The 11,851-nt window shown below is 54.4% G+C and carries 9 protein-coding genes; 5 read left to right on the plus strand and 4 right to left on the minus strand.

Annotated features, from left to right (window positions below; genetic code table 11):
* Positions 1–200: 200 nt before the first annotated feature.
* Complete coding sequence (locus RB297_RS16575; RefSeq protein ID WP_096773169.1) at positions 201–1,106, plus strand: TIGR01777 family oxidoreductase; 906 nt, start codon at positions 201–203, stop codon at positions 1,104–1,106.
* Between the two features lie 73 nt (positions 1,107–1,179).
* Here the strand turns inward: RB297_RS16575 and RB297_RS16580 are convergent, their stop codons facing one another.
* The gene (locus RB297_RS16580; RefSeq protein ID WP_015734370.1) at positions 1,180–1,770 is read right to left on the minus strand and encodes a YdhK family protein; all 591 of its coding nucleotides are present in this window, start codon (positions 1,768–1,770) and stop codon (positions 1,180–1,182) included.
* Between the two features lie 210 nt (positions 1,771–1,980).
* On the opposite strand from RB297_RS16580, the gene RB297_RS16585 reads away from it, so the two are divergent.
* The 4 genes from RB297_RS16585 to RB297_RS16600 all read left to right on the plus strand — a co-directional run bounded on the left by RB297_RS16585 (position 1,981) and on the right by RB297_RS16600 (position 8,426).
* Positions 1,981–2,910 carry a helix-turn-helix domain-containing protein gene (locus tag RB297_RS16585; protein WP_375120973.1) on the plus strand — a complete coding sequence of 310 codons (930 nt, stop codon included), beginning with the start codon at positions 1,981–1,983 and terminating at the stop codon, positions 2,908–2,910.
* Between the two features lie 125 nt (positions 2,911–3,035).
* Positions 3,036–4,907: a class I mannose-6-phosphate isomerase gene (locus RB297_RS16590; protein WP_375120974.1), complete on the plus strand. Its 1,872-nt coding sequence runs from the start codon at positions 3,036–3,038 to the stop codon at positions 4,905–4,907.
* Positions 4,904–5,917, plus strand: a complete 1,014-nt coding sequence (locus RB297_RS16595; protein ID WP_375120975.1) for an ROK family protein — start codon at positions 4,904–4,906, stop codon at positions 5,915–5,917. Before RB297_RS16590 ends, RB297_RS16595 begins: the two co-directional genes overlap by 4 nt.
* 13 nt (positions 5,918–5,930) lie before the next feature.
* Positions 5,931–8,426 carry a glycoside hydrolase family 38 N-terminal domain-containing protein gene (locus RB297_RS16600; protein ID WP_375120976.1) on the plus strand — a complete coding sequence of 832 codons (2,496 nt, stop codon included), beginning with the start codon at positions 5,931–5,933 and terminating at the stop codon, positions 8,424–8,426.
* Between the two features lie 678 nt (positions 8,427–9,104).
* On the opposite strand, the gene RB297_RS16605 is transcribed toward RB297_RS16600, so the two are convergent.
* The 3 genes from RB297_RS16605 to RB297_RS16615 all read right to left on the minus strand — a co-directional run bounded on the left by RB297_RS16605 (position 9,105) and on the right by RB297_RS16615 (position 11,756).
* Complete coding sequence (locus RB297_RS16605) at positions 9,105–9,341, minus strand: DUF6953 family protein (RefSeq protein ID WP_009592569.1); 237 nt, start codon at positions 9,339–9,341, stop codon at positions 9,105–9,107.
* A gap of 122 nt (positions 9,342–9,463) precedes the next feature.
* Positions 9,464–10,189 (minus strand): YwiC-like family protein, encoded by a 726-nt coding sequence (locus RB297_RS16610; RefSeq protein ID WP_375120977.1) that lies wholly within the window; start codon positions 10,187–10,189, stop codon positions 9,464–9,466.
* A 52-nt stretch (positions 10,190–10,241) separates the two neighbouring features.
* The gene (locus tag RB297_RS16615; RefSeq protein ID WP_375120978.1) at positions 10,242–11,756 is read right to left on the minus strand and encodes a nitrate/nitrite transporter; all 1,515 of its coding nucleotides are present in this window, start codon (positions 11,754–11,756) and stop codon (positions 10,242–10,244) included.
* Between the last annotated feature and the right edge of the window lie 95 nt (positions 11,757–11,851).

Below are 11,851 nucleotides of genomic sequence, written 5' to 3' on the forward strand. Positions count from 1 at the left end.
GAAGCTGAAGCGTTGACTGAAATATCATATAGCGGTGCCATGCCGCATTTCCTGTATAATGGGTTGTATAATATTGGATTTACGATTCTGACAAGTAACGAATCGTTATTCCCTTCTCGGCTCACTTCAGCGTATGACGGGTAGTGATTCCCAGCCATGTTTTATCAAGGTTGATGATAACTTAACAAGGAGGTTCACTCATGAAAATAGCCATCTGCGGGGGTACCGGCTTCATTGGCCAAGCATTGTGCAAGCGCTGGCTGCGCGACGGACATGACATGATCATCGTCACCAGGTCGAAGCCGGAGATCCCCGCTGTGCAGCAGAACGGGTCATTATCCTACTTAACCTGGGATGAGATGAAATCCCATCCGGAGCGGTTCGAGCGCTTGGACGCACTCGTTAACCTTGCCGGCTCCTCCCTGAGCCAGCGCTGGACGCAAGCAGGCAAGAAGAGAATTCTTCAGTCCCGGCAACGAACCGTAACTGCCGTAGCGGACCTGATGCAGCGCCTGGAGCACAAACCTCCGGTCATTCTTCAAGCATCGGCAATGGCCATATATGGTACATCCGAGTTTGAAGCGTTTGATGAGGACAGTCCGGCCACGATCATGGATTTCCCGTCCGAGGTTGTGCAGCAATGGGAGCAGGCAGCCGATTGCATCCCGGTCGACCGGTTAATCAAGCTGCGCATCAGCGTCGTTCTGGGCGATCAAGGCGGTGCCCTCCCCAAAATGCTGCTGCCGTATAAATTAGGGGTCGGCGGCAACATCGGCAGCGGCAAGCAATGGCTCTCCTGGATCCATATCGACGACATCGTGGAATTAATCGATTATTGCATCCGGCACGAAGACATTTCCGGAGCCGTGAACGCCGCTTCCCCGCATGCGGTCACGAACGAGGAATTTGGCCGTAGCGTCTCCAAGGTCTATCGCCGTCCGCATTGGCTGCCCCTGCCTGCATTCATGCTCCAAGGCATCCTGGGCGAAATGTCGCTTATTCTGTTAAAGGGCCAGCGAATCCTTCCGGCCAAAGCCCAGCGCCACGGCTTCAAGTTCCAATATCCGGAATTGACAGCCGCCTTGCAGCAGATCAAAGGAAGCTGAATCACCCTCCTTGCGCATAAAAAAACAATCGCTCTCTTGATCTCAAGGGAGCGATTGTTTTATTCAATGAACGCTATTGGACCGGAGATAACTCACTCTCCGTGACCCATTTGTGGTTCTTGACTTCCTCTCCGGATGTTGACGTGAAGTCCACCATATAGACCGTCGTTTGCTCGGCGGAATCGATAACGGCCGTCGCACCGTTCATCCCCTCCATATGATCCGCATTCACGACGGCTTTCGCTCCCGGCTCCAGGGGCTCCTTGCCCGCATCCTTGAGCTCTTCATGAATGACCCATTTATGATCCTTCACTTCGGGCCCGCCGTTCGTCGGCGTATACGATATCGTGTACACCGTCGTATCGTAAGCTCCGACTATCGTTGCTTGGGCCCCCTTCATCCCGGGCATGTGGTCGGATTCGATGATCGCTTGGGTCCCGGCCGCATAGGCAGGATTGTCCGCCGTCTTCAACCCTTCCGGAACCTCGCCCGATCCGGAATGGTTCATGCTGCCGTGATCCATGCCTTCCATGCCGCCGGTGGTATCCACGCTCTCCGCTTGATCCGGATTCGCGCCATCCGTATTTCCGCAGGCGCCCAGCACGAGGATGAGGGATGCGAAGGCAACCAGAATAAGCGGCTTTAATCGTTTTTTTGCTGACATATGACGAACTCCTCTCTTATAGTGAATATTCATAGCATAACAGCGACTTGTGAAGAACTTATGTAGCTGTCTATGCATTACATCACTATACCCATTTTTTCTTTATATCTTATCTTGTGATATATAATAGAGAGACAACCCAAGATACATCATCCAACCTATATTAAAGGCAGATGACATTGCCTTATGAACGAAGGAGAACCATCTCCCATGCAAATCGATGACGATGCTTTCATCCCGTTATTCAAACGGGCCAATTCCATATTAAATCGTACCTTGAGCCGTATTGAACAACAGGAGCTGAGCATCCGGATCCATTACTGGGGGTTCATGCCGCGCCACTACGACAATACGGAGCACAAGCATTCTTTTTTTGAAGCTTGTTACGTGTTAACAGGCAACGGAACCTATATCGAAGGCGAGAGAGAGTTTCATCTCCATTCGGGCACGCTGTTTCTCTCACGGCCGGGCGTCCAGCATCAAATAAGAAGCAAGGACGGCTTGGCCTTATGCTATGTCGCCTTTGAACCGGAAGAAAGGGCAACCGGCGAGTTTTATGCGGCCGCGTTCCGGTTGCTGGCCAAACAAGGCAATCCGGTGGTTGCAGAAGGTGCCCGGCAGGCGTCCGGATTATTGTGGCTTTCGCTGTTATCGCTGTTTCATGCGGGTTCCGGCAAACAGCACCCGCCGCAAATGCTGAACAGTTTGGCCGCATCACTGATAGTATCCTTTCTGACCGTCCATGGCCCGGGCTTCCATCATGAGCCTTCCGGCGCCGAAGCAAACGATGAAGGAACCTCCATGTTTCATCAGGCCGAACTGTTTATCAAGGACAACCTCAACGAACCGCTCTCGCTGGAGCGCGTGGCGGGCCATCTCCACATCACGACCCGTCATTTAACCCGGCTGTTTCGCAAATACGGCCATCAATCCTTTGTCCATTATGTACAGGAGCAGCGCGTGCAGCAGGCAAAGCATATGCTCCTCCATACGGATCGCCAGATCAAGGAGATTGCCGTCAGCTGCGGATTCGAGTCCGTGCATTACTTCACCAGGGTATTTACGTCCAAACTTGGCGTAACCCCGGCCCGCTTCCGGCGCTCGCAGTTTTCGGAAGGACGCTACGACTCCGAGGTTTAGCGCCCAAGGCCCGCCGATGTCCTGATCGTACAAAAACACTTCCTCTTTTTATAAAGACGTATCCTCCCTTGCCTTCTACAATGAAGTCGTAACAGACATTCCGGAAGGGAGGATACATCCAATCCATGAAACCTGCAACTGCCTTTCAATCACATCCGATCAATCCTGTGGATTTTCGCCACGAGCCCTTGTTCATGAATCAGGGGATCGACTCCTGGTGCTCGTTCATCATGTCGACCCACAAACAAAAATCGCAGCTTCATCCCCCCGAAAAGCGCGGCGTCTACATTACGCTTGACGGAACGCACGGTGCCGATTTCGATAAACTACTGATCCACCTTCAGCAAACCTGCGAACAAGAGGGCATCGCCTTCTCGAGCGATTCGACGTCCCATTACGTAAAACCCGAAGCCGAGCTCCGGGCCGAGATGGCTCCTTATCTGACCGATAACCGGGCATTCGGCTATAAAGCCTCGGATGTCCGTCCTATTCAATATTTTCAGCCGGGCGCTAAGGCTGCCTTGCAAAAAAGCGCGCTGCAATTTGACGCGATGTGCGGCATTCACGTGCTGCACGGCCCGGGTGCCTCGCTGCTGGAAGGCAGAACTCCCGATCTTCGCTTCTACGCCGATTACTCCCGCGAAAACCAGCAGCGGCGCCATGCGGAGCGTATGGGCAGCTTCGGCCTCGGCATCTCGAGCGATAAGGTTGAGACCTACAAGAACTGCCTGTTTCTCGAATGGCCCGTCTGGGAGACTTACCGCCGGGACTGGCTGGACCATCATGTCCAGCATTCGGTCAACCAATCGTACTATATGGATTTGAATCGTTCGGAAGCTCCTGTCTGGCTGCCTGCAGCGAAATTGGCAAGCGTGCTGCATCAAGCGGCCCGGCAGCCGTTTCGGGTCAAGCCGTTTTTTGCCCCGGGGATATGGGGAGGGCAATACCTTAAGGAATTGTGCGGCCTTCCCGAAGAATGGCCGAACTGCGCCTGGAGCTTTGAACCCATCGCTCCCGAGAACACGCTGCTGCTGCGCGTGCAGAATGTCACCTTCGAGGTTCCGTTCACTTTGTTGATGGAGGCAGCCCCCCAGGAAATTATGGGAACGCGTAATTTCGAGCTGTTCGGCGATTATTTTCCGATTCGGTTTGACTATCTGGATACGATGCAAGGCGGCGAGCTGTCGCTTCAGGTGCATCCGCTGCAGGAATATGCAGAGGCGCAGTTCAATGAACATATGACACAGCAAGAGTCGTACTACATCATGCGTAATGTCCCGGGAGCCAAGGTGTATTTGGGACTGAAGGAAGGGATCACCGGCGGACGGCTCCTTGAAGCCGTCGAGAATGCCCATCTTCAGGAAGAGCCGCTGGAGCTCTCCGACTACGTTAACGAGTACCGCTCGCAAACAGGGGATCTCTACCTTATTCCACCGGGTACGGTCCACTGCTCCGGCAGGGATAATCTCGTGCTGGAAATCTCCTCGACTACCTGGTGGTTTACATTCAAGATTTATGATTATCTGCGGCTGGACGCCGATGGCAAGCCACGCCCGATGAACCCTGAGCATGCGCGCCACAATATCAATGACGCCATGAATACGCCGGCAGTAGAGGACGGGCTTATCGCTAGGCCATCCGTCGTGAGCCGTCAAGGCGGCAGCACGGAGGAACTGCTGGGACAACGGGAAGATCTTCTGTTCCAGGTTAGCAGGCTGAATTTGCAGGATGCGTGGAAAGCGGATACCCAAGGAGAGTTCGTTATGTACAATCTTGTGGAAGGCGACCGCGTCCGCCTTGTACCGGCAGCGAACGAGGGTGGGGCCGTTGAATGGGGCTACGCGGAATCCTACATCGTTCCGGCATGTATAGGCGAATACCGTTTGGAGAACCTGTCCGGATCCCCATGCACCTTGATTGCGGCCAGGGTCAACCCGGAATGGAATCTCCCGCTGCTTCCGCCTTCCCGGAGAGCGGCAAACGGAGCGTTTTCATGAACCGCCCTGATTGGGACGATCCGGGAAGCCCGTCTCCCCCTGCCCCCATCACCATAACGCTAGATGCCGGGGGAACCGCTTTGAAGGGGGCGCTGCTCGTGAACGGGCAGCTTGTCCCCGGCTCGTTCCTCATCCGGCCTTCGGCATCGCAAGGAACGGCGGAGGAAGCAATCGCCAGCTTCGCCGGCGCCTGCCATGATTTGTTACGCTTTTACGCCTCGGCCTTCCGGCCGGTGGACTATCGCGATTCGATCCGGATCGGCTTTGCCTTTCCGGGGCCCTTCGATTACGCAAAAGGCGTTGCCCTTCTTCAAAGCATCGGCAAATATGATGGGCTGTACAAACTGTCGGTTCGGGATCTGCTCCGTTCGAAGTTCCAGAGCCTCAAACCATCCTTTCCGGGTGCCATGATGAATCGTTTGACCGCTGCCGATATCCGGTTCGGGAACGACGCCTTCATGTTCGGGCTGGGCGCCTCCATCCGGTTCAGGGCGGAACGTCTCGTATGCCTGACGCTCGGTACGGGCCTCGGTTCGGCCTTCGTGGAGAATGGCCGGATCGTAGCCGGCAAGGACGGTATCCCTGGCAGCGGCATGCTGTATGCGGAGCCTTACCGGGACCACATCGTGGACAGCTATTTCGGGAGAAGAGGCATTCTGAGGATGGCCTCGGAGCGTGGACTCCTGACGGACGGAATCGACGTAGCCGATCTGGCGGAAGCGGCAACGCGAGGTAATGAGCAGGCCCGCGAATTATTCCGGGAATACGGCAGCAATCTGGGAGGCATGCTGCGGCCCTACCTATCCGGATTCCGGCCGGACCGCTTGGTGCTGGGCGGACAGATCTCGGGCAGCCTGCCCTTATGGGAAAGGGATATGCAGCTGGCCTTGGGTAGTACGCACAGCGTTCCAATCGACTGTCTCGAGGACGGTACGTCCGCGGTGTTTTACGGCATTGATAAGCTGTTTGACGATACGGCGGGCGAACGATCCGCTCCATATTATCATTAGGAGGTCCTATCATATGAACAAGAACATATCACGCCAAGGAAGCCATAAACCCGCCCGTCCCTGGACGATCTATGCCATCCATCATTCTCACACGGATATCGGTTACACCGAGCGTCAGGAACGGATCGAGCAGTACCATGTCGATTTTATCCGCCAGGCTCTGGGCATCACGGATGCCGCACACCGCGGAGAACGTCCGGAATGGAAATCGTTCCGCTGGACTTGCGAAACATTCTGGGCGGTTGAGAAATTCCTCGAATCGGCCACAACGGAAGAAAAGGAGGCTTTTCAGCAAGCGGTAATCCGCGGTGATATCGAACTGTCCGGAACCTATCTCAACATGACGGAGCTTCCGGACTTCGACCTCCTTCTGCGCAATCACGGCAAGGCGCAAAGGTATGCAAACACTTTCGGACATCGGATCGACAGTGCCATGACCGCCGACATCAACGGGTACAGCTGGGGTTATGCGGATAGCCTGCTGCAAAATAACATCGAGCATCTGTTTTCCTGCATCCATACGCACCACGGCATGTATCCGCTGGGCCGCAAACAAACCCCGTTCTGGTGGGAAAGCCACAGCGGCGGCAGGCTGCTCGTATGGAACGGCGAGCATTACATGTTCGGCAACGAGCTCGGGTTCTGCCCTGACGCACTCGGCAAATACATCATCAAGGATGAGCTTCAGCATAATCTGATGGAGCCCGAGGAGCGGCACAACGACATTGCTGCCCTGCGGATTAACCGGTATTTATGGAATCTTGAGCAGGAGTCCTACCCGTATTCCTTCGTTCCCGTCATGGTCTCCGGCCTGGGTACGGACAATGCGTCCCCGAATGCTGACATTGCGGAATGGATAAGCGCATGGAATGAACAATACGGCGACCAAATCACCATTAAAATGGCCACGCTCTCCGAATTTTTTGCCGTCTTGAAGCAGGAGGATCTGTCCGCGCTTCCGGTGCACCGCGGGGATTGGCCGGACTGGTGGACCGATGGGGTCGCCTCCACGGCGATGCATACCCAGATTTACCGGGATGCCCAGCGCACGCTTCGCAAAGTCAAGCGTCTCGATCCGGGCCATGCAGCGGCGAGCCTCGCCGAGATCGAGGAGGCCTCGCAGGCGCTGACCATGTACGCCGAGCATACCTGGGGCTACCATTCCTCCGTGTATGAGCCTTGGCATCCGCAGGTGCAGATGCTGGAGGTGCGAAAGCAAGCCTATGCGGCGGAAGCCAGCAAGCTGGCTTACCGGGCGCTGGACCAAGCGCTCGTTGCCCGTCAGGGCGCACTGCTTGCCCCCCATCGTTCCTTACGCTACGAGGTGATCAACACGGAACCGGCCGCAGCTACGCTGCAGGTTGCCATACCGCTGGATGGCTGGGAACACGTAATTCTGAAGAAAAGGTTCGAGCTCATCGACGAAACGACCGGGAAGCCTCTACCGTACCAATTGACACATACGGGGGCACTCGTTACGGAGCTCACGCTTGAAGCGGGAGAGTCCCGGATATTGTTTATTCATGCGCACGAATCGTCAGATGTTCCCGCTGCTTCCGGGAATATGGCGACCGCGCGGAATACCGAACCGATCGCATGCGAAGGCATCGCCGACATCTGGACCCAGCCCTTGACTCCCTATCCGATCGTGGCGGGCAAGAGTTCGCTCGAATCCGACTTCTTCCGGATCGAATGGGAAATGAACAATGGCATTACGGCCTGGATCGATAAGACACGCTCGGCGGACCTGCTGGACGGCGAACGCGAGCACGGGGCATTCACTCCTGTCTACGAGGTTACGCCGGCACAGGATGAGTTTAATCCATCCGAAATATGCTCGACCCGCCGCCGGATGGGACGCAACCGGAAGGGCACCAATGTCCAGCGGGATGCCGGGCGCTTAACCCGGGCGACCGTGCTGGACAACGGACCGCTGTTTGCCCTGGTCGAGCTGGTGTTCGACGTGAAGGGGCTCAGCTACTATGCCCTCCACATCAAGATGTTTGCCAACCAGCCTCGTGTCGAGGTGTCCGTCCGCTTCCACAAGGACAGCGTTTGGCTGCCGGAAAATGTCTATGTGGCCCTGCCGTTCTCGCTGGGGACGGAAGCCGAGTTATACGCCGAAAAAGCCGGATGCCATGTCCGGCCTTGGAAGGATCAAATTCCTGGAAGCTGCCTCGATTACACCAGCGTGCAGGAGGGAATCTTCTGGCACTCGGCTAAAGACCGGGAAGCGTTGACCCTGTCCATGACAGACACGCCGCTCGTACAGCTCGGAACGCTGGAGCACGGGCCGCGCCAGCTTCACACCATGCAGCCGGCGGACAGCCGTCCTTCCACGTATGCCTGGATATTAACGAACTACTGGGAGACCAATTTCAAGGCTACGCTCGGCGGCTTCTACGAGTTCCGCTATGCGGTAGAACGCCATCGCCAGCTGGACCCCCAGCAAACGGCGAAGACGCTGCACGCCTCGACCGGACAATTCACGATCCATCGGATCCATTGATTCATGATGAGAACAGCTGCCCCATAAATAAGTAGGGTTGTTCACTTGACGGACGGTTCGTCAGATTAAAAAATGTGTCAAATGAAGTAATGACGGTGCTCAGGATATTATCCTTGCACCGCCATTTCTTGCTTTTCGGTTCGTTGCCGCCTTGAGCAGATTATCGGCAAGTGAAAGCCATCCCGGCATCTTCGATGGTTGAAAACAGCGTCTGGACTTTCTTCTGTAATTTCGCCTTGTGCTTGACAACCGCTTTACCACAGACGAACGTATAGCGGTTGGCATTGGCTTCGATCTTGGTACCGTTGACAAAATAGTGTTCCAACCGTTTCTTTCGTAAATGATAGGCAACACTTTCATTTTACCAAGAGACGGTTTTTTTCGTATGCTAATTAAAGTGAGGGATCTGCACAACGTAGCGGAGAGGACGAAACGATTCCGGACAAGCGAGAGCGGTCGCCTTTGTCCCCGAATTTCATCCTTGCTTAGAACCGTTCCAAGAAATTTGGGGGCAACAGCGATGGGAGGAACGATTCGTACTCGGAGCGCCTCCTAACAGAAAAAGAGAGCATCCCGCCAGATCTAAGATCTTTTGGGGCACCCTCGCTCTCATTAATATAAGGATGTGGCCTGCCGATCCGGCCTCTCCCGTCTTTTGATTATTCGGTTATAGCGGGATTACGTCCAGGCCCACATGAATCCGTCGCGATCCCAGGCAATCCGGCCGCCATGCAGTTTGCGGAAGGCCTTCTTCACGTCCTTGGACAGCGAAGCATTTCCATTCTCGTTCACGAAGACAAATTCTTCCCCGAAGTTCTCGCGTACATAACGGATGGCTTCCGTCTGATACAAATTGCCCGTAAACCGGATTTCCTCCACCATCCATTCGGCCACCTGCTGTGCTGTATATGCCATATTTGCATTCTTCCCTTCTGTATCCATTCCCTTATTATAACAGAATGGACGACAGAGTCGATTCGCATGGAAGCCGACCGAAGGCAGCCGTGCAATTTCGCCGTCGCGATAGCGAAAGCAGGTTACATCAAGATCCATGACAGCAATAAAAACTGGATGGAACCCGCAATCTCGATCATGCCGACCTTCATCGGTTTCATTATTTTTCCGGCATACCGCAGTGTCTTCACAAATGGAAACAAGAACGGCAGGCACATCCACGGATGCCCGAGGAATATCGGCAGAATCAGCATCACCGAATGATACATGATGGCATATGCCGTCCAGCGCCTGTTTTTCCGCTCCCGAAATACGGATTTGACAAAGAATACGGTTCCCGTGAAATATAGGAAATTCAGAGCAACAACAGCAGCTAGAAGCTGATCGAAGCCTCCTCCTCCCAGCATGTATGCAGCGGCGCCTCCGGTACAGAACAGCAGGATCGCACAAATATCGTTCAGCAGCGCACGCTCCGCTTTGCGGAGGACATGCCAGACATTAACCATGATCAGCACGAGGAGGACCGGCGCAAACCAGAGCATCGACGGCTTGAGAACAAGTACCGGAACCAGAAACACGGCGGCAACAAGAGCATAAACGGTCCCCCAGGATATCCAGGTTTTGCGTTTGGCCGGGGTCTTTAAGGATTGCAGAAACGGATAGGACGCCATATATAGAAACAACCACGCCAAAAACAGCGGAAGGTGCAGAAGGGCCGGCTTGGCAGCCACCATTCCGATGAAATAAGGTACAGAGACCATGGCCCAGCCTCCATGCTCCCGCGGAATCACAATCCTCGTCTTTTTCATGCCTCTCTCCCTCTCCATCCATCAGCTCGCACCGACAACGATTCATCTCTTGTCAGCCGCTCGAAGCATTGCCGGACGAATGGTATGTAATATCGCTAAAGGTACCTACATAATGAATGATGTCGCCGGATTCGTCCCTTACGGCATTAATGGTCAACAGCTCCAAATATTCCTCCCCGTTTTTCCTGCGGTTCCAAATCTCCCCCTGCCAGCTTCCGCGTTCCATGATTTCAGACCACATTGCGCGATAAAACGCCGGCGATTGCCTTCCGGACTTCAGCACGCTCGGATTTTTGCCGAGCACTTCCTCCTCCGAGTATCCCGTTAGCTTCGTGAATGCCGGATTGACGGCACTGATCCTTCCGCTTGGATCCGTTACCAGAATCCCTTGGCCGGTGGAGTTAAACACCTCGGATTGCACGGCAAGTTTGTCCTGGTAGTACATCCATACCACAACGACGAAGCTCGCAAGCGCAACCTGCGACAAAGCCATGAAGCCGATGGAATACTGCCCCGTAACCGAATGGATAAAGGAAAGCAGCAGCGGCGGAAAGAAACCGCCAAGACCGCCCATCATGGACACGATGCCATTCACGATGCCCGCCTGCTTGTTGAAATAAAGGGGCACGAGTTTGAAAATGACCCCGTTGCCGAGACCCGCACCAACGGCTATGGTTAAGCAGCCGGCCGTATACAAGCCGATGGACGGGGAGAATGCCAACAGGATAGCCGCAGCCGTCAGCCCCAGGAATACGCCCATTAATAAGAACAGCGGTTTAAATCGATCTGCAAGCCAGCCGCCGACGGGACGCAAAAAAGTCGCGATCATGATGAACCCGGCCGTCCGCATCCCGGCATCCACCTTGGCCAGCTCAAAATGAGAAACCAGGAAGTTCGGCAAGTACACCGTAAAGGCTACGAACGAACCGAAGGTAATGAAATAAAAAAGCGAGAAAAACCACAGTTTTTCATTCTTATATACACCCTTGATCTGTTCCATGACCGGTGTTTTCACCTTGATTTCTTTGCGGTCGCCTAAAAAAACATTGAATAATGCAAATATCAGCAGCAGGATCAAATACAGCTGGACGGTTTTTGACCATCCGATCCCCGTTGCGATGACCGGTGCGGCAAATGTCGTAATGGCTGTACCGATGTTGCCCATGCCGTAGATCCCATTGACCAGTCCCAGCTTCTCTTTTGCATAGTATTTCGGCAATGAGGTCACGCCCACCGAGAACACGGCCCCACCGATCCCAAGGAACAAGCCGCCGATGACCAGATGCGTAAAGGATGAAGCCACGCTGATAAAATAGACCGGAAACAGCAGCAGGATGAAGCTGGATATAAAAACAATTCGTGCTCCGACCACGTTGGCGTAATAGCCGAGCGGTATCCGCAGAACCGAGCCCAGGACCACCGGAATGGCCGTCAGAATGGCGATCCGGTCTGCCGGAATGGCGATATCTTCTCTTATGAACGGCAGGAGCGCGGAGATGATGACCCATACCATAAAACCAAGCACCAGATTCATTGTTTGCAGCGGAAGCTGCAGCTTTTTGATCATTCCCATCACCTTTTCCAAAGCGTAATGAATGGCATATTGATCCCCAGCTCCTATTGTACGTGCACCTATTCACAATGCGAATAGGGAAGTTCCCT

Source organism: Paenibacillus sp. CR_12 (assembly GCF_041953985.1).
Classification (GTDB): Bacteria; Bacillota; Bacilli; order Paenibacillales; family Paenibacillaceae; genus Paenibacillus_AQ; species Paenibacillus_AQ lautus_A.

What these genes read in the sequence shown, in the direction of transcription:
- RB297_RS16610 (WP_375120977.1), bottom strand. Translation starts at nt 10,189, where the DNA reads ATGAAAAAGACGAGGATTGTGATTCCGCGGGAGCATGGAGGCTGGGCC.
- RB297_RS16585 (WP_375120973.1), top strand. Translation starts at nt 1,981, where the DNA reads ATGCAAATCGATGACGATGCTTTCATCCCGTTATTCAAACGGGCCAAT.
- RB297_RS16605 (WP_009592569.1), bottom strand. Translation starts at nt 9,341, where the DNA reads ATGGCATATACAGCACAGCAGGTGGCCGAATGGATGGTGGAGGAAATC.
- RB297_RS16595 (WP_375120975.1), top strand. Translation starts at nt 4,904, where the DNA reads ATGAACCGCCCTGATTGGGACGATCCGGGAAGCCCGTCTCCCCCTGCC.
- RB297_RS16600 (WP_375120976.1), top strand. Translation starts at nt 5,931, where the DNA reads ATGAACAAGAACATATCACGCCAAGGAAGCCATAAACCCGCCCGTCCC.
- RB297_RS16580 (WP_015734370.1), bottom strand. Translation starts at nt 1,770, where the DNA reads ATGTCAGCAAAAAAACGATTAAAGCCGCTTATTCTGGTTGCCTTCGCA.
- RB297_RS16575 (WP_096773169.1), top strand. Translation starts at nt 201, where the DNA reads ATGAAAATAGCCATCTGCGGGGGTACCGGCTTCATTGGCCAAGCATTG.
- RB297_RS16590 (WP_375120974.1), top strand. Translation starts at nt 3,036, where the DNA reads ATGAAACCTGCAACTGCCTTTCAATCACATCCGATCAATCCTGTGGAT.
- RB297_RS16615 (WP_375120978.1), bottom strand. Translation starts at nt 11,756, where the DNA reads ATGATCAAAAAGCTGCAGCTTCCGCTGCAAACAATGAATCTGGTGCTT.